General features: G+C 39.5%; 18 protein-coding genes and 1 tRNA gene. 2 read left to right on the forward strand and 17 right to left on the reverse strand.

What is annotated here, in order from left to right; translation table 11 throughout:
• Positions 1–264: 264 nt before the first annotated feature.
• The 5 genes from yhbH to queG all read right to left on the reverse strand — a co-directional run bounded on the left by yhbH (position 265) and on the right by queG (position 6,500).
• Positions 265–1,428 (reverse strand): sporulation protein YhbH, encoded by a 1,164-nt coding sequence (gene yhbH, locus ACIQCE_RS04680; RefSeq protein ID WP_353856298.1) that lies wholly within the window; start codon positions 1,426–1,428, stop codon positions 265–267.
• Positions 1,429–1,570: 142 nt separating this feature from the next.
• Positions 1,571–3,466, reverse strand: coding sequence for a PrkA family serine protein kinase (locus ACIQCE_RS04685; protein WP_400493789.1), 1,896 nt, complete (start codon positions 3,464–3,466; stop codon positions 1,571–1,573).
• A gap of 402 nt (positions 3,467–3,868) precedes the next feature.
• Positions 3,869–4,342, reverse strand: coding sequence for a tRNA (uridine(34)/cytosine(34)/5-carboxymethylaminomethyluridine(34)-2'-O)-methyltransferase TrmL (gene trmL, locus ACIQCE_RS04690; RefSeq protein WP_353856300.1), 474 nt, complete (start codon positions 4,340–4,342; stop codon positions 3,869–3,871).
• A 43-nt stretch (positions 4,343–4,385) separates the two neighbouring features.
• Entirely contained in the window at positions 4,386–5,288 is a 903-nt protein-coding gene (locus ACIQCE_RS04695) for an amidase domain-containing protein (RefSeq protein WP_400493790.1), read from the reverse strand.
• Positions 5,289–5,351: 63 nt separating this feature from the next.
• The gene (gene queG, locus ACIQCE_RS04700; RefSeq protein ID WP_400493847.1) at positions 5,352–6,500 is read right to left on the reverse strand and encodes a tRNA epoxyqueuosine(34) reductase QueG; all 1,149 of its coding nucleotides are present in this window, start codon (positions 6,498–6,500) and stop codon (positions 5,352–5,354) included.
• An 83-nt stretch (positions 6,501–6,583) separates the two neighbouring features.
• Here queG and ACIQCE_RS04705 point away from each other — a divergent pair, with 83 nt between their 5' ends.
• Entirely contained in the window at positions 6,584–7,180 is a 597-nt protein-coding gene (locus tag ACIQCE_RS04705) for a hypothetical protein (RefSeq protein WP_400493791.1), read from the forward strand.
• 101 nt (positions 7,181–7,281) lie between these two features.
• Here the strand turns inward: ACIQCE_RS04705 and ACIQCE_RS04710 are convergent.
• The 11 genes from ACIQCE_RS04710 to ACIQCE_RS04760 form a co-directional block, all read right to left on the reverse strand.
• Positions 7,282–7,355, reverse strand: a tRNA-Gly gene (locus ACIQCE_RS04710).
• A 721-nt stretch (positions 7,356–8,076) separates the two neighbouring features.
• Positions 8,077–8,352: a hypothetical protein gene (locus tag ACIQCE_RS04715; protein ID WP_353856303.1), complete on the reverse strand. Its 276-nt coding sequence runs from the start codon at positions 8,350–8,352 to the stop codon at positions 8,077–8,079.
• Positions 8,349–9,254: a PqqD family protein gene (locus ACIQCE_RS04720; protein WP_400493792.1), complete on the reverse strand. Its 906-nt coding sequence runs from the start codon at positions 9,252–9,254 to the stop codon at positions 8,349–8,351. Before ACIQCE_RS04720 ends, ACIQCE_RS04715 begins: the two co-directional genes overlap by 4 nt.
• A complete protein-coding gene (locus ACIQCE_RS04725) occupies positions 9,238–10,704 on the reverse strand; it encodes a hypothetical protein (RefSeq protein ID WP_400493793.1) in 1,467 nt (488 codons plus the stop codon). Before ACIQCE_RS04725 ends, ACIQCE_RS04720 begins: the two co-directional genes overlap by 17 nt.
• Positions 10,682–11,428: an ABC transporter ATP-binding protein gene (locus ACIQCE_RS04730; protein WP_400493794.1), complete on the reverse strand. Its 747-nt coding sequence runs from the start codon at positions 11,426–11,428 to the stop codon at positions 10,682–10,684. Before ACIQCE_RS04730 ends, ACIQCE_RS04725 begins: the two co-directional genes overlap by 23 nt.
• 115 nt (positions 11,429–11,543) lie before the next feature.
• Positions 11,544–11,756: a hypothetical protein gene (locus ACIQCE_RS04735; protein ID WP_400493795.1), complete on the reverse strand. Its 213-nt coding sequence runs from the start codon at positions 11,754–11,756 to the stop codon at positions 11,544–11,546.
• Between the two features lie 542 nt (positions 11,757–12,298).
• The gene (gene ssuD, locus ACIQCE_RS04740) at positions 12,299–13,441 is read right to left on the reverse strand and encodes an FMNH2-dependent alkanesulfonate monooxygenase (protein ID WP_400493796.1); all 1,143 of its coding nucleotides are present in this window, start codon (positions 13,439–13,441) and stop codon (positions 12,299–12,301) included.
• 14 nt (positions 13,442–13,455) lie between these two features.
• Entirely contained in the window at positions 13,456–14,208 is a 753-nt protein-coding gene (locus ACIQCE_RS04745; RefSeq protein ID WP_224741084.1) for an ABC transporter permease, read from the reverse strand.
• A 77-nt stretch (positions 14,209–14,285) separates the two neighbouring features.
• Positions 14,286–15,278, reverse strand: a complete 993-nt coding sequence (locus ACIQCE_RS04750) for an aliphatic sulfonate ABC transporter substrate-binding protein (protein ID WP_400493797.1) — start codon at positions 15,276–15,278, stop codon at positions 14,286–14,288.
• A gap of 14 nt (positions 15,279–15,292) precedes the next feature.
• Entirely contained in the window at positions 15,293–16,060 is a 768-nt protein-coding gene (locus ACIQCE_RS04755) for an ABC transporter ATP-binding protein (RefSeq protein ID WP_400493798.1), read from the reverse strand.
• 163 nt (positions 16,061–16,223) lie between these two features.
• Positions 16,224–16,379 (reverse strand): FbpB family small basic protein, encoded by a 156-nt coding sequence (locus ACIQCE_RS04760; protein WP_400493799.1) that lies wholly within the window; start codon positions 16,377–16,379, stop codon positions 16,224–16,226.
• Between the two features lie 267 nt (positions 16,380–16,646).
• On the opposite strand from ACIQCE_RS04760, the gene ACIQCE_RS04765 reads away from it, so the two are divergent.
• On the forward strand, positions 16,647–17,942 hold the full coding sequence (locus tag ACIQCE_RS04765; RefSeq protein ID WP_400493800.1) for a homocysteine synthase: 1,296 nt from the start codon (positions 16,647–16,649) through the stop codon (positions 17,940–17,942).
• Positions 17,943–17,978: 36 nt separating this feature from the next.
• On the opposite strand, the gene lepB is transcribed toward ACIQCE_RS04765, so the two are convergent.
• Entirely contained in the window at positions 17,979–18,545 is a 567-nt protein-coding gene (gene lepB / locus ACIQCE_RS04770) for a signal peptidase I (RefSeq protein ID WP_353856307.1), read from the reverse strand.
• Between the last annotated feature and the right edge of the window lie 36 nt (positions 18,546–18,581).

The following is an 18,581-nucleotide window of genomic DNA, read 5'->3' on the forward strand; positions in this document are numbered from 1 at the left end:
CCGCAAGGTTTCTCTTTCTTCTGCTCCGCTAAAAATGGTGTGCAGCCATTTATACTTTATTGTTCACTTATGAGCAAAGAGCAGAAAAAGAGGAAAAGACGATCGGCATCTTTTGAAAAACTTATATTTAACAAGATTAAATATTAATAAATGAAAATTGAAATGTCAAAGAGAAAGTTTTACTTTTTTTCTGGATATCACTTCCTTCTCCACACAACAAAACCTCTCAGCCCTTATGCTGAAAGGTTTTTTCAAATGTGCTATTTAAGAAAGGACTTCTTCTTTTTGAAAAAATTTTTTCAATGCGAGAAAAACGTCTGATTTTTGCTTCAAAATATAATGCTTAAATTTCTCATCCTGAATATGTTTATACGCTGACATTAACGTCGAGTGCCGATTATATTGATTCACTTCGCCATAGCAAAATAAATTGGCTTTCTTCATAATTTCAGTAACAAGCTTCACGCACCTAGCATTATCGGAGGTCAAATTATCACCATCAGAAAAATGGAAAGGATAAATATTATACCGTGATGGCGGATATCGTTCATCTATTAGCTCTAGTGCCTTCCGATAGACAGATGAGCAAATGGTTCCGCCGCTCTCACCTCGCGAGAAGAAATTCTCCTCATCTACAACCTTCGCCTCGGTATGATGGGCAATAAATGCAATATCGACCGTTTCATACTTTGTCCGTAAGAAGCGTGTCATCCAAAAGAAAAAGCTCCTTGCCATATATTTTTCCCAAAGCCCCATACTCCCGCTCGTATCCATCATTGCTAAAACGACAGCTTTCGACTCTGGTTTGGTGACTTCATTCCACGTTTTATATTTAATATCCTCTGGATATATGGGATAAAAAGAAGGACTTCCAGTCATCGCATTTCGTTTAAATGCCGAGAGCATCGTTCGTTTCTTATGAATATTCCCTGTTAAACCTGTTTTACGAATATCGTTGAACTCAATTTGTTCGACAATGATATCGTCAAGCTCCTTTTGTTTCAGGTTTGGCAGCTCTAGCTCATGAAACAACGCTTCTTCAAGATCCATTAATGAGACTTCTGCTTCGTAATAATCCTCTCCCGCTTGATCTCCAGCACCTTGGCCCTTCCCCTGTCCTTGCTTGCCATCTGATCCATCACGTGCGACGACATCTCCAACCTGACTGTCTCCATCTCCTTGACCCACATGCTTATTCTTATCATAATTGTATCGAATTTTATATTCATCCAATGATCTGATTGGGATTTTGACAACATCTTTCCCATTGGACATAATAATACTTTCCTCTGTGACAAGATCCGGCAAATTATTTTTAATCGCCTCTTTTACTTTTTTCTGATGGCGCTGCTGGTCGTCATAACCTTTACGATGGAGGGACCAGTCTTCCTGAGAAACAATAAACTGACTTTTATCTTGCTGGGACATTCATCCCCCTCCTCACCTGTTTACATAATTCTTCTAGCGATAGATTCCTTTATCATATGCAATGCTTCATACAGATTTGACGATCATTTTTAAAAAAGACATTACCGGTGCTTATAAACGCCGATAATGCCTCCTTCATTTATTAACGATTTAGAAGACTGCCTACATATTTTAAAAGTTCATTTGCACTTGTTGAATTATAACCATGCTCATCAATCAGCCTAGCCACCACTTCGTTTACCTTTTTCAACTGTTGCTCGTCTGGCGTCTTTGTTGAAGTCGTGATCTTCACAACGTCTTTTAAGTCAGCAAACAGCTTCTTCTGGATCGCCTCTCTTAATCTTTCATGTGAATTATAATCAAAGCGCTTGCCCTTTCTAGCATAAGCGGAAATCCGAATTAAAATTTCTTCCCGGAAAGCCTTCTTGGCGTTTTCAGAAATACCGATTTGTTCTTCAATCGAACGCATGAGCTTTTCATCTGGATTCATTTCTTCACCTGTTAACGGATCACGAAGCTTGTTTTTATTGCAGTAAGCCTCAACATTATCCAAGTAGTTATCCATGAGCGTTTTCGCAGATTCTTCATAGGAATACACAAATGCCTTTTGAACTTCCTTTTTCGCAATATCGTCGTATTCTTTTCGGGCGACAGAAATAAAATTCAAATACCGTTCCCGATCTTCGCTGGAAATAGACGGATGCTGATCCAATCCTTCCTTTAAAGAACGAAGCACATCAAGTGCATTAATGGATTCCATATTCTTTCGAATAATGGTCGATGAAATTCGATTGATCACATATCGAGGGTCAATTCCGCTCATCCCTTCGTCGTGAAATTCCTTTTTCATCTCATCAATATCAACGGATTGGAAGCCTTCGACATTTTCTCCATCATAGAGGCGCATTTTTTTCACCAGATCAATATCAGACCGCTTCGACTCCTTTAATCTCGTCAAAATGGAGAACATTGCCGCCACCTTCAGCGTATGCGGCGCAATATGAACATCCGCTACATCACTTTCTGAAATCATTTTATGATAAATCCGCTCTTCCTCTGTCACTTTTAGGTTATAAGGAATCGGCATCACGATAATTCTTGAATGCAAGGCTTCATTTTTCTTATTTGATATAAACGACCGGTACTCGGTTTCATTCGTATGTGCAACGATGAGTTCATCAGCACTAATCAAGGCAAAACGACCTGCCTTAAAGTTCCCTTCTTGGGTTAACGAAAGAAGGTGCCATAGAAATTTTTCATCACACTTTAACATCTCCTGAAACTCCATCATCCCGCGGTTCGCCTTATTGAGTTCCCCATCAAACCGATATGCACGCGGATCAGATTCTGACCCGAATTCAGCAATTGTTGAAAAATCAATGCTGCCTGTTAAATCAGCAATATCTTGAGATTTCGGATCAGACGGACTGAAGGTTCCGATGCCGGTTCGTTTATCCTCTGAGAAAAATATCCGCTCGATTTGTACATCCTCAATGCGGCCTCCATATTCCTCTTCTAACCTCATCATATTCAGGGGCGACAGATTTCCCTGAATACGTATACCATACTCTCTATAAAAATCTTCACGAAGATTTTGCGGAATGAGATGGAGCGGATCTTCATGCATAGGGCAACCTTTAATCGCATATACTGCGCCATTGTCTGTAAGTGAATATTCCTCCAGTCCTCTTTTGAGTCTTGTCACAAGTGTCGACTTCCCGCCGCTTACCGGTCCCATCAACAATAAAATACGCTTCCGCACATCTAAGCGCTTTGCTGCAGGATGGAAATATTCTTCAACTAACCTCTCTAGTGATTCCTCTAACCCAAAGAGATCTTGATTAAAAAATTTGTAGGTTCTGACCCCATTCTTTTCTTCAATCCCGCTGTCTTTAATCATATGATAAACGCGGGAATGAGCAGATTGAGCGACAAGCGGATTTTCCTTAATAATGTCTAAATAATCGCTGAATGTGCCTTCCCATTTTAAACGCTGCTCTTCTTCTCTGTGCTGTGCAATTTTCTTTAAAATATCCATACGAACCTCCTCTTTCAAGATTGAAGCTAGAAATCAGATACTGTTTTACAATCTATGCGGAGGCGTCCTATTACATGCTTTTGTTCTTCAAAATGACGATTTGCCAAACTGAATTGACAACCATCTGCAAGAGCCTTCATAATAAAGGAAAAACAGGAGAAACATGATCTTCTTCTCCTGCTTTTCAAGGCGAACTTCACACCATATGAAACAGGCAGCAAAGGAACAAAGGGATAAGGGGGAGCTTATATGAGAACGGTCATTATGATGGGCGTCATCATTACGTTTTTAGTATCCATTTTCACCGCTGGCTACGAAGGCAAGCCTGGTAAATGAAAAAAAGGATGTTCCATTAGCGGAACATCCTTTATTCATTTATTTCGTGTTTTCAACATCAAGAACTTACATGAGATCACGATAATTTTGCTGCCGAAGAGCCTCATATACTAGAATAGCTGCTGTATTTGATAAATTAAGTGAACGAACATGTTCCGTCATTGGCAAACGAAGACAGCGGTCCATATTTCGTTCAATCAAATCTTTTGGCAATCCGCTCGTCTCTCTGCCAAATATGAAGAAATAATCTTCATCTAACTTAGAGTAATCAAACGTTGTATGCGGCTTTTGACCAAATTTCGTCAAATAGAAAAATTGTCCCTTTGGATGTGCTTCAAACAATTCATTTAATGAATCATGATACACAACGTTAGCATACTTCCAATAATCAAGTCCTGCACGTTTTAGCATTTTGTCATCTGTCGAAAAACCAAGCGGACGAATTAGATGAAGTGTTGTATTAGTTGCTGCACATGTGCGCGCAATATTTCCAGTATTAGCTGGAATCTCTGGTTGATATAAAACGACATGAAGTCCCAAAAAAGTTCACCTCTAATTTTCTTTTCCGCTCAACATTATACCATTAACTACTCTTTGAGGCATCGTCCAAAATGTGAAAAAAAGCGTAACGAATAGATGGCGTGTAAGCTGTCGAATCCTCATAAGACCAATAGCGCATGCGGCTATCATACGTCTGTGCATTTACAAGCGGCATTCCGCTTTTATCATGGTCAACGACAATCGTAGTATGGTTATAACGGCCATCTCCTTCAAAATCGTAGCAGATGACATCTCCTATGCTAAGCTCTTTAGCCTCCTTTAGCATCTTCGCTCTTAATCCGGCTTTAGAAGTTGTTAAATAATTTTTCAAAGAATGAGCCACTGTCCAGCTATAGCTCCACGTATGAGGTCGCACCCACCAACCTGACCCCCGATTAGGATATCCTCTTGTTGGCGCATTCCCTGCTTTCAAACATTGAGAAATAAAATTTGTACAGTTATCTTCAAAATTTTTATATGCTGGATTCCTTTTATTCCAGTACGTCTCCGCATATTGGACAGCCGCACGTCGATCATAATGAAAGGCTCTTCCAAATTCCTCTTCATCCTGAAATCGAACTAGAGCAATTTCTTCACTTTGTCTGTCTACCTCGATCATATGATCTTTGACAAGCATGTCGTTATATAGAAATGCTTCCCTTTTTTCAATCTGTTCTTCTAAATAAAACGAATCATCTACATCTTTACAGACATATGTGAGATGAGCAAGATATTGTACATGCAAAGTTCCATCATCCTGAATCGTTGAGTGCAAAAGCTTTGCTTTCGCTTTCGCTTTGACAATCTCAACATGTCTTCTAGCGAAAAGCTCCTTCTTTCGATCTACTGCTTCAGCATCAGAAATAAGTTGCGGCTGTCGCATCACATGGCCATTTATTAAATACTCCAGCCTGTCTTCTACCGTTTGTTGTATTAATCGTTTCACACAGACACCACCAAACTTTTATTAAAAATCCTCTGTTTGGTTCATTCTATGTTCCTATGGACGCTATTTAGTATTTAAAGGTGTCTGTAACAACTCAATCCCTTTGATGATCTCTTGTTTTACTTCTTCGTCATTTTCACGATCAAGAGCTTTCTCCAGTTCAGGAAGCTGCTTTTGATCGCCAATTTTGCCAATCGCCCAAGCAGCAGTTCCTCTTATAACTGGTCTTGGATCTTTGTGCATCAATTCAACTAAATCTGGTAAGGCGGACGTGTCTTTAAAATGAGCAAGCGCCAGAATCGCATTCCGCTGAATAGGCTTTTTCCCCCGCCATGATCCAGATATATAACCATATTTTTCTTTGAATTCACGATTGCTTATCGAAAGCAGCGGCTTTAAAAGCGGCTTTGCAATCTCAGGGTCCGGCTCCATTTCTGGATGAAGATGAAAGTCTTTTCCTTTATTGATTGGACAAACCGTCTGACACGTATCACACCCATACAAGCGATTTCCAATTTTTGAACGAAACTCGTCAGGTAAAAATCCTTTTGTTTGCGTTAAAAATGAAATACACCTTTGAGAATTGAGCTGTCCCGGATTCACAAGAGCCCCTGTTGGACATGAATCTACACATTTATTACACGTCCCGCACTGTTCTTCAATTTTCTCATCTGGTTCAAATGGAACATTTGTAATCATTTCAGCCAAGTACACATAAGACCCAAACTCTGGCGTGATAATCATACAGTTCTTCGCACTAAAGCCAATGCCCGCTCGCTCTGCTACAGCGCGATCAGACAGCTCACCTGTATCGACCATTGATTTCGTTCGTATATCTTCGTGCTTGTTGCGCAAAAATTCCTCAAGCATATCGAGCTTCTTTTTCAGCACTACATGGTAATCTGTTCCCCATGATGCCCGGCAAAAGATGCCTCTTCTAGCATCTTTTGTACTTCGAGGCGCATTCTTCATCTTAGAAGGATAAGCGAGCGCTATCGCAACAATTGATTTTGCTTTTGGAAGGAGCAAAGAAGGGTTTGTTCTTTTTTCGATATCGGGTTCTTCAAAGCCCGACAAATACCCTAATGATTCATGTAAGATGAGTCGGTCCTTTAATGAATCAAATGTATCAGCACTTGCAAATCGAATTTTATCTACACCAATTTCTTTTGCATATTGAATTAACTCTTCTTTTAATTCTCCAACATGAATCACCTTGCAAACCTCCTTTCTTTGTTTCTTCTGTTGTTTTCAGTATAATACGAATGTATCATGACCGATTGGAGTGAGTCACTGTGAAGATATATATGGAAATATCTCATCAACAAAGCCCGTCTATCCATGTTGGGCAGATTGAATATTCAAATATTGAAATTGGTAAATCACCTCAAATGTTAAAAGGTCGATTACGGCTCTTTCAAGAATCTCTATTTTTCGAATATGAAGGAAAAGCACTAGAAGAAGTACCAGCCATTAAAGAATGGATTGACCTTATAAAAAATGTTCCCTTTCTTCCAATTCTGTCTGATATTCAAAAAGAAACATTTATTGACTCTATCAACTCCGTACAGGACTTGTCGACATTTTTCTCGTTAAAATATTTTTTACCAATTCTCACACTGGATGCTGACCGTCTAAAAGAGCCGCTTTTGCTCAAAAGAAGTGATTCTAGTCATGTTGAATGGATAGATAAAGCAGGACAGAAAGGCTTATTTTCTCAATCTGGATCAGCACAAATATCCACAGAAACAAAGAATATCCTTCAAATCATCCTTTTTCCACCCTCTATTTCCTGGGAAAAGAGTGATGCACTTCTTCAATCTTTAACAAAGATGTTCACACAAATACATGGCGGTGAAAGCACATATCATATTTTTGAAAAAGCACTGTAAATCATCCATGGTGCTTTTTTACATTATGTTAACATAATAAAAAACGCAACACTTCGTTTATCTATGAAACGAAATACTGCGTTATAAACAAAATGATGTATTGGAGCGGGTGATGAGAATCGAACTCACGACATCAGCTTGGAAGGCTGAGGTTTTACCACTAAACTACACCCGCATCAATCTATGTCAAACAACGTCACCACATTGACTTTTATTATGTTACAACTTTCTTAATTATTCGTCAAGAGAATATGAAAATTTTTCGTCAAAAAATTCATATCCTCCTTTTATATTACGATAGCTTATTAATCTACTTGAACAAAGCATGGCTAATATCCTTTAATGCTTTGTTTGAAAATCCTGCCCATTCACATCTGTATCTGAAACAGACGTTAAATTAAAAGGCAATTCAACAAAACTGCCCTTTGTCATTGAAAAGGTATCGTCGTCCAACCCTATACTTCTATGAATTTTAAGATCATCATGTTCACGTTCTAGTAAAATGAGGATGTTTGCCTTTTCATTGGTTTCATCTTGCCTTTAAACTAGCAGAAAATTCTGATGTCTCATGAGAAAGCAGTTTGCTGTGTTTATATTGCTCTATAATAATGAACATTTCTTTGTTCTCTTTCGTTAACCCTTTCACATCAACTCAATATATTCAGCTACTGCATTGAAAAGATTCTTTTCTCTTGTTGTCACTTCCATATTTTTCTTTGAAGACGCATTCACCTTTTGTGGTTTCTGACTCTTTTTTGGTTTCTGTTGGTGTTGTCTCGACCTTTTGATAGCAGAAAGACAGAAAGTCATATTGATCGCCTTTTTCTCTCTTTCAATATGTCTATCAATATTCCAATTTTTGGGATATTGTACAAAAAAGATGAAGGAATTTCCCCTCATCTTTTTTTCTGACGGATGGTCGAAATTATTGTCACGGCTAAAAAAACAACAAGAAAGATAACAATCATTAAGATGAAGAAATTCGGTTTGATTTGAAACGTAAATGCAGATTTCCCCTCCATTTCAAAGGCAAGACTATTAAGTAAAAGTTCGTTATTCGTTTTTGATTGGAACAGATGATAAAATAGTACACCAATTGTTAACATCGGAAATCCTAAGAAACCTAAAAAACCGCCAACAATGGCACCTTGTTTTATTGCTTGTAGGTTCATGATCTTTGTCCTCCCATTCCACCAAGTAATAGCTGCTTTAAAATCGATTTACCATCTCCCATAAACGGAAGAAGGTATAGTAGCTGAATAAAATACGTAATGGAAAAAATGAAAAACCCTGTCGATATTGGATTTTCTTCTAAAAATAAAACGGTCACAATGATTCCAACTGCACCAATCAAGCCAGGAACGAGCGGTCCAAGCAATGTAATCCATACCTGTTTTTTATGATATGGATTTAATACGGGCCTTACAAACTTGACTGACATCATATCGCTGGCAAAGAAACCTTGAGGACCATCACGTCCAGCGAACTTCCGATGCGCATACCCATGTGCGGCCTCATGCAAAGCAGTCCCAGTAATTAATCCAAGATAAATAATTGAAAAATAGATCGCAATGGCTACAATAGATGCATCCGGAACGAATAAAAAAGCGATTCCTGCCATTACCATGAACAGCAGCCAGAAAAAGATAATTTTACGTGTAACCATTCGCAATGCAGTCATCAATATTTGAAAGAATGAATGCCCAGTGCAATCAAACCGCTCCTTCAACTTCACTTGATACTGCTTAAAAAATTGACAGCAGGCCGTGACAACTGGATAAGGTGAGCGATAATGGATGGAAAGCAAATGGTGCTGATTAAGCCCTGTGATTAGCTGATAAAAATCACGAGCAATCACCGACTCATCTACTTGAAACAAATCGGCAAGCTCTGCCGTGATATTCGCTTCTGTCCTCTTTCCGTCAACCTTCTTTAACATATGATATGCACTCTCATTAATCGGGAGTGTGCTTCCATATTGCGTATCAGTCAAATGCTTCTTTTGTAATGTCACATAAGGCGCAAGAGCTGGGACTCGCTCGATCTTTAGCTTACTATTAAGAAGTTGAATCATGTGAATACCTCCATGAAAAACCTTTGTATATGGCAAAGATGAGCAATATTTCAAATCCTGCAACAAGTAGCCACTGAAGCATTTGACTTGATTCTCCCATGACATAGTTACCGATAAAAACAATCGGAATCATGATCAAAATAAGCGCCCCAAATGAAAAAATACCAGTGTATGGATTATTTCGATCAAGCGGAAGTAAAATACCCACCACATAGAAGAGAGCCGTTGCATTGAAAAGGACAGCAATACCAATAACTACAGTCCAGATACTTTCCGGCAGCGTGATTGTCGTGAGCATAAACACGGCGATTTGCATGAACCCGACCATCAGAAGCCCTACAAATTTATAAAGGGACACTTCCCACGATCTTAAACCGAACGTTTTATACATTCCTAACATTCGTTTATCGTTACCAAATGAATTAAATGCCGTTAATCCAGCTAGCGCACATAAGACAAAAAAGGCTTCCCCTTCAAACCTGAAGACAAATTGATAGCGAACGAACAATATCACAATGAGGAGAATGAGAAAGTTCAAAATATTTTCTTCGTTTCGCACCTGTGATTTCATTTCCTTTACCACAAGCGACCACTTTTTCGATGTAGAAAACGGCAACTTGTTTAAAAAGGTTAACGCTTTTTTCTCTGCCATAATCGGCATAAGAGCGAGAGAAATAAAAGCGCCACCTGCTGATAATAAGATGAGCAAGATCAAGATGGCATAGTTCACCCCTTGGGGAGACATCCCTTGTGTTGCCAGAAAAAAAGGGGCTGTTAAATACATCAAATGATAATCAAACTGTACATATGATTGCTGAATCTTGTTGATATCAAAATGAGTCATTCCATAAGCCACAACTAATGCTAATAAAACAAATATCGCTGCAAATTTTTGCAACGGCAGTTTTATTTTAAGAACAAGTACATAAATCATGTTGTAGATGAACTGCAAAAGCGCTAAAACAAACAGCGACTGCAGGAGCACCATGACAAAGAAAGCAAGGATAAAGGAAATCCCAATCCCTTGAGCAATAAAATTAGGTAAAAGCAAGATGCCGATAAAAAACAAAACCAACCCCGCCACCACTGTCACCATTGGGATGAAATAGCCAAGACTTTTCTGAAAAGTAGAAAGTGGGAACCAGCTTAGTTGCATGGAAAATCGGTCCTGTTCGGGTGTTCTGACCTTGATGAGAACAAATAACAGACTTGTAAAAATGGATGCATTCATCGCCATAGAAACAACCAATAATCCTAGAGAACGTTCATCCCCATTTAAGAAAGCCTTCATAAATACCCCTGTAAAACTATATCCGATCATTGCACCTATTGTGACCGCAAACAAAAAGAATAAGACAACTATGATTCGCTTCGTTTGAGTATCAAAGAGCTTATACATTTCCTGCTGCCACATTTTAAGCATCATTTTAGAAATGATTAATGATTTCATCAAAATGTGCACCCCTATCACTTAACATTGAAGCTTTCAGAAACACCTGTTCCAGTGTGCTTGATTGATACTTATCCTTTAGGGCTGAAACCGTTCCTTCTTCCATTTTATTTCCTTTAGAAATAATGGCAATTTTGTGGCACAGCTCTTCCGCTGAAAGCATATCATGCGTTGAAAGCAAGATTGCACCATGGTGCTGGGCATAACGCTTCATTAGTTTCTTTGTGTTTATAACCGCTTCAATATCAAGTCCCCTAAAGGGCTCATCCATGATCACCATTTTACTATCAAGCATAAAGGCGGCAATCAATTGTGTCTTTTTTTTCATACCATGTGAATATGTTTCAATAGGTCGTGACAATGCCGAGTCCATATCAAACAATTCAATTAGTTGATTTCTTCTATGAAATGTTTTACATTCATACATAGAAGAAACAAAATCTAAATACTCATCACCAGTCAATGCTTCTGGGAGTAGCAGGTCATCTGGAACATAGGCTACTTGTTTTTTAAAAAATGGGTCATCATTTGTGACACCATGTATGGTAATTTTTCCTTCTGTATGCTTAATGATACCGAGTATACAGTTAATCATCGTTGTTTTGCCAGATCCATTGGGACCTGAAACAGCGACGATTTGGTTTGGTGCGATGTTTAAATCAAAATCTTTAACAGCAGTCACATTATTTTTATACGTCTTGGTTAAACTCTCAATCGTAAACATAGAACCTCCAGGTGTCTGCATATTCTTTAAAAACAGATCAGGCTAAACCGCCCGCCACAGACGGTTTAGCCACGATGTCAGATCTAAGAAGTAAAAAGATGAATCCTAAGTATAGCTACTTACATTCAATATTGACTTTTAAGCCACTTTCCCACTGAACGGCTCCTGTAAAGCTACCTTTGCCGTTTGCTAAACACCAAACTGCTGCTCCTAGAACGACTGTTGCTCCCAATCCTAAAAGGACTGCAACAAATACTAAGAACCAAGCTTGGTCCATAATAGCAGGTTCCATCGTGGAATAGTCAACTTGCGGCGCTGCATAAGTCATACTTTTCACCTCCCAGCTTATGATGATCGTATCACAGGGGCAACTCTACTAACATCAACAGAAGATCCCATTTTCGACCGAACATACTTTCGGATAAAATGTGACTTTTTATTCAATTATTCTCTTTAAAATGCATAACCCCTCCCTTATTCACTAGATTTTGCCACTCCATTAGAACCACAGAACCCATATAATGTCAATTAAACCATCTATTTTCTTCTTTTTTTGAAATAGTCCATTCTTATCATCTCCTTTATATATTCTTTCTTTTTTGTGAGCTAGAAAGAATTCCCCTGATATATCAGATATAAAAGTCCTGTTTATATGTCGTTAAGCCACCAATTATGAAATATTTACTGATAATTCCGATAAAAGAGTGAGTATATTTTCCTTCTTCTCTTGCCACTTAAAATATGTATATACAAGAAAGCGCATTGGGAAAAAAGCCCTTACCTTCTTCCGCGGTACACAACATATGGCTCGCCTTTCTTTCTATGAAAAAAGCAAAGCAGCGACCACCAACTGCTTTGCTTTTTCAATATTTATGAGGAACTTGCAGCAGAGGCTGTATCAGGAAAGTAATGGTTCCCAATGATTTCACCAGCTGGCACATGTGGTCCTGCATCACCATGATGCTTAAATGGAAGGAGCGGAAAAACAAGTTCTGCTAAATAATAAGCTTCTTCCAAGTGCGGATATCCAGAAAATATAAATGTATCAATCCCTAGAGACTGATATTCTATTATACGATCTGCCACGGTTTGCGGGTCTCCAACGAGGGCTGTTCCTGCACCGCCACGTACTAAACCAATGCCTGCCCAAAGATTTGGGCTAATTTCAAGCTTGTCTTTATTCCCTTGATGTAATTCCACCATTCGTCTTTGGCCAACCGAGTCCATCCCCTGTAAAGCCTTTTGCGCCTCATCAATGGTCTCTTGATCTAAATGACGAATGAGATGTTCTGCTGCCTGCCATGCCTCCTCTTCTGTTTCTCTCACGATCACATGAAGACGAATGCCAAACTTCACCGTTCTTCCTTCCTTTTCAGCCTGTTTCTTCACTTGTGCGATTTTTTCCTTTACTTGTTCAGGCGGTTCGCCCCAAGTTAAATAAACATCTGTATGCTTAGCGGCTGCTTGAATTCCTGCTTCTGATGATCCGCCAAAAAAGACAGGTGGATGGGGCGATTGAACTGGCGGGAATAATATCCGGCCATTCTCCATCTGTAGATGCTTCCCTTGAAACTGTACATGCTCTCCTTTCAATAACCGCTTCCAAATCGTCAAAAACTCTTCGGTTGCCTCATAGCGTTCATCATGAGAAATGAATAATCCATCTCCTGCAAGCTCTTCTTTACTTCCTCCCGCTACAACATTGATCAGCAGCCTCCCGCCTGAAAGACGATCTAAAGTAGAAGTCATTCTTGCAGCAACCGAAGGCTGCATAAGCCCTGGTCTAAGGGCCACAAGGAACTTTAAATGAGTTGTTTCGGCAGCTAAAGCAGCTGCCGTCAGCCATGGATCTTCACAGGATCTCCCTGTAGGCAGCAAGACCCCTGTATACCCAAGCTGATCAGCAGCTTGTGCAATTTGTTTAAAATATGGATAGTCTGCCTTTCTTGCCCCTTTCGATGATCCTAAATAACGACCGTCTCCATGCGTTGGAATAAACCATAGAATATTCATCATATCTCCCCCTGTTATTTTTCCCCTTGATAACTTGTGCGCCATTTGAGCAGTCGCTTTTCTAACAAACGTACAAAGGAATCTGTCAGCTTACCTACTACCGCAAAGATGATAATCCCTACAAACACTTTATCCGTTTGAGAGAATTGCCTTGCATCCATGATCATATAGCCGACGCCACTGCTTGAGCCCATCAACTCAGCTACCACTAGACCAAGCCAAGCAATTCCTAATGATAGCCTCACGCCTAGAAGAATATGTGGAAGAGCAGCAGGTAAAATCAGCTTTGTAATGTTGTGATACAGATTAAATTCTAAAGCGCGAGCCACATCAAACAGCTTATTATCTACACTGCGAATCCCTAAAAAGGTATTAATATAAATCGGAAAAAAAGCACCAAGTGCAATCAATAAAATTTTCGCCGTTTCATCAAAGCCAAACCAGAGAATGAATAAAGGAGTGACCGCTAAATGAGGAACTGTTCTTAGCATTTGCAAGGTCGGGTCCACATACTGCTCTGTTTTCCGAGAAAACCCCACACATACGCCAAGCATTAGCCCTAAACCTCCCCCAAGTAAAAATCCACATATTGCTCGATAAAGACTGATGTAAAGATGGCCAAACAATTCACCAGAACGGATCAACTCTCGAAAAGATTCCGCAATCATGGCGGGCGAAGGAAGCACAGTTGAAGAAACGATTTGAGCACTAGCTATACCTTGCCAAATAGCAATGAGAAGAACGGGTAACACCAGTCCCTTTAACATATGGAAAGATGAAGCCTTTCTCCTTTTTTTCTTCGTCCGTTCGGTTTTAGTTGCTAGAGCTGGGTTAGAAATAGCTTTCATCCATCCTTCTCCTCTTTCAGCATGTTTTCAATAAACGAATTGTCTACCACCTGATTTACATCTATCTTCCGCTGGATCGCCTTTGTTTTATATTGAAAATCAGCGGTATGCTGCTGGGCGTTTATGATCTTCTGAGATATGGGCTCATTGAGCGGCTCCGTATTGTTTAATACTTGTTTCACGACCTTCTGATCTAAATTTTTCAAACGTGCATAGAGGGTAACAGCCTCTTCTTTATGCGCTTTCTGCCATTTCACCGCATGGCCATATACCTTTAAGAATTGCACCACTAGTTCAGGATGCTGATCGGCAAACTCGGTTCTCACTAGAGTGAAACCTGGAGAATATAAATCCGTCGATTCGCCATTTACCAACAGCGTGGCTCCCTTTTGTATCGTTTCGAGTGATAGGAACGGCTCCCAGATCGACCAAGCATCGACAGACCCATTCTCAAACGCAGATATCGCTTCATCAGGCTGAAGCTGAATGATCTGAACATCCTTCGCAGATAATCCTGCCTGATCTAATACTTTGTATAAAAAATCAAACCCACTGCTTCCTTTGGCAACGGCGATTTTTTTTCCTTTTAAGTCTTCTATTTTTTGAATCGCACTGTTCTTGTTTACTAAAATACCGTTTGCTTTCAAGCCATCCTGTGATAAACCAATTTCCTTAAAATCAATACCTGCTGCTTGACCGGCTATGACAGGTGAGTTTCCAACCTGTGAAAAATCTAATTGATTTGCAGCAAGCCCTTCAAATTGGGGAGGGCCACTTTGAAACTCCACCCACTTTACCTTCACGCCTTCTTTTTCAAAAGATTGTTCAAACCAGCCCTTTTCCTTTGCTAAAAGTAGCGGGCTTAAACTTTGCTGAATCCCAATCCGAATCTCTTTCACCTTGTTTTCTGATCCATCTGCTGCTTGATCACACCCTGCTAATACAAGGAGGAGAATCAAAAAGAGAGAGATCCTTTTTGTCTTTTTCATGCCATTTGTCCCCCTTAAATTCCTGATCCATCCGTCAGTAACAACTCATCTGTTTTCTCAAATTCTGTAAGCACCTTTTGTCTTAAGCTTTGAAAATCTGTTGACGTTCTATCGCGCGGAAAAGGTAAGTTCACGGGAAGAATTTTATGAATGCGACCAGGCTTTGCTTGTAACAGCACAATTTCATTTCCTAAATAAATGGATTCATCAATATCATGAGTAACGAGCACCATCGTTGTTCTTTTCTTCTGCCAAATGTCCAGCAGCACATCCTGCAAGTGTTTCCGTGTGAATGCATCCAGCGCACCAAATGGTTCATCAAGCAATAAAATCTCCGGATCACGAAGGAGTGCTCTTGCGATGGCAACCCGTTGTGACATCCCGCCTGAAAGCTCATGTGGATAAGCGTGTTCAAAACCTTTTAATCGGACAATTTCAATCAATTCATCCACTTTATGACGTACATCTGATTGTTTTAAATTGAAATTGGCAGCGATGTTACCTTCGACCGTTAGCCACGGAAACAAGCGATGCTCCTGAAAGATAAAGCCCTGTTTTATTCCCGGTTCTGTCACACGCCTTTCTCCTATCACGATCTGCCCGTTATAATCAGTATCAAGCCCTCCAATCATCTTTAGCAATGTACTTTTTCCGCATCCGCTCGGACCAATCACCGTCACGAATTCACCAGTCACAATGCTAAGCCTCAAGTCTTCAAGCACTTGAATGGTTTGTTTCTCCTTCCAAAAGGACTTATCCACAATATCAATTGAAATCGTCAATGAAACCTCCACTCCTCTTGTCATCAGACATAAGCACAGAAAGGCCCTTATCCCAAATGAGAGATAAGAGCCTTCGTGTTGTCCGATCAGCTAGTCATATTGATTTGTTAGCACCATCCTAAAACAGATTATTCATATAAATCAACTATATTTTATAAAATGGTTAGTTCGACCTTGTATGCTTTTCATCAATTCGATCGTAAATCGCTTCTATTCGTTCCTGATTGCTGTAAATCCCATATTTGTTCCCCTCAATCAATATGTCTAGTGTGAGGTCCATATGTTTTCTGTATTTTTTTCGTTTTTTCTTTTTCTTCACGTTCATCATCCTTTCTCATTGAAATAAAAAAAGGCCCTTCACCCATGCTTGAGTGATAGAGCCTTCGGTTGACCGATCAGCTATTTTGATTCATGTTTTCAGTAAGCTTATGTTAATACACACTATTCCGACCTGTCAACTATATTTATTGTTTTTTCAGATTTATCTAAAAAATGATTGACCAAGCATGAAACAAGATTTATAGTCTTATTAAATATTTCTTATCAAAGTAGTTGGTTTTATCTAACAAAAGGAGGATACACACATATGTCAGAAGAACTTCAATTTCGTTTAGAAACAAAAGCCATTCACGCAGGTCAGGAACTTGATTCAGCGACCTACTCAAGAGCCGTGCCTATTTATCAAACAAGCTCTTTCGGTTTTAGAGATAGTGAGCATGCGGCGAATTTATTCGGACTGCAGGAACCTGGAAATATTTATTCACGTATTATGAATCCTACAAACGACGTGTTTGAAAAAAGGATCGCTGAGCTTGAAGGCGGAATTGGTGCACTCGCTGTTTCTTCTGGACAAGCAGCAACCACTTACTCGATTTTAAACATTGCAGGGGCAGGAGACGAAATCGTATCCTCAAGCAGCCTTTATGGAGGCACATATAATTTATTTGCTCATACATTGCCAAAGCTAGGCATTACAGTGAATTTTGTTAATTCGTCTAATCTTGAAGAACTTGAAGCAGCCATTACGGATAAAACAAAAGCAGTCTATGCAGAGAGCATCGGGAATCCAAAAGGCGACATTTTACATATTGAAGCCGTCTCAGCCATTGCACACAAACACCATATTCCGCTTATTGTGGACAATACGCTCGCCAGCCCCTATTTATTAAGACCGATCGAGTTTGGTGCAGACATCGTCGTCCACTCAGCGACGAAATTCATTGGTGGTCATGGAACATCAATTGGCGGTGTCATCGTAGATAGCGGCAAATTTCCTTGGGCTGCCAGTGATAAATTCAAAGGTTTGACTGAGCCAGATCCAAGTTATCATGGACTCACTTATACTGAGGCAATTGGAGAAGCTGCTTATATCACGAAAGCACGCGTACAACTCTTACGTGATTTGGGCGCTGCACTGTCTCCTTTTAATTCATTTTTACTGCTTCAAGGTTTAGAAACATTACATCTTCGTCTCCAGCGACATAGTGAGAATGCGTTAAAAACAGCACAATTTTTACAAGAGCATCCTCTTGTTGAATGGGTCAGCTATCCTAGCCTGAAAGGACACGAATCTTATGCACTTACCAAAAAATATTTACCAAAAGGACAAGGTGCTATACTAACGTTCGGTATCAAAGGTGGACGAGAAGCAGGTAAAAAGCTCATTGATTCCGTACAGCTTTTTTCACACCTTGCAAACGTTGGGGATTCTAAATCACTCATCATCCATCCTGCAAGCACGACTCATCAGCAATTAAGTGAAGAAGAACAAAAAGCGACAGGTGTCACGCCAGAACTCATTCGTTTGTCCGTTGGAACCGAAGCGATTGAAGACATTCTAGCTGATCTTGAGCAGGCCATCATAAAAAGCCAGTCTTATTAAATAGAAAAAAGCACATATTTTTGTGCTTTTTTCTTATCAATTATTTAAAAATCGAATATCTTGAAAAGGATAAAACACAAATGATGTCGTTCCTTGAATATCACTCTTCTTAAAAAGACCTAGGCCATTGCGGCTGTCCATTGAATTTTGACGATTGTCACCCATGACAAAATATTTTCCTTTCGGGACAGTAAGAGGACCAAAATCAGGTGTCAGCAAAGTACCTTTTGCGGCTGCCTTCTTTTTGTTAGAAGCTAAATAAGGTTCAGCCACCTTTTGACCATTTACATATAATTGATCATGTTTCATTTCAATTTTATCACCTGGTAAACCAATCAATCGTTTCACGTAATGAGTGCTGTGATCTTCCCCATCTAGCACAATAATCTGCCCTCGTTTATAATCGCCGAAATAATCAACTGTTTTATTCACAAAGACTCGTTCTGTATTATGCAGTGTCGGATACATAGAAGAGCCTTTTACAATATACGGTGCAAATAAAAAGTTACGAATGATAAAGACAGCAATGAATGCAATGAAGATGGCTTTAATCCAGCCCCATAATTCTGATTTCTTTTTTTGTGTTTTAGTGTTTGTTGTCATAAGCTCCTCCTAAATCCCCTAGGACAAAATGTGTGC

The sequence above is a fragment of the Bacillus sp. NPDC093026 genome, from assembly GCF_044754665.1.
Classification (GTDB): Bacteria; Bacillota; Bacilli; order Bacillales; family Bacillaceae; genus Bacillus; species Bacillus maqinnsis.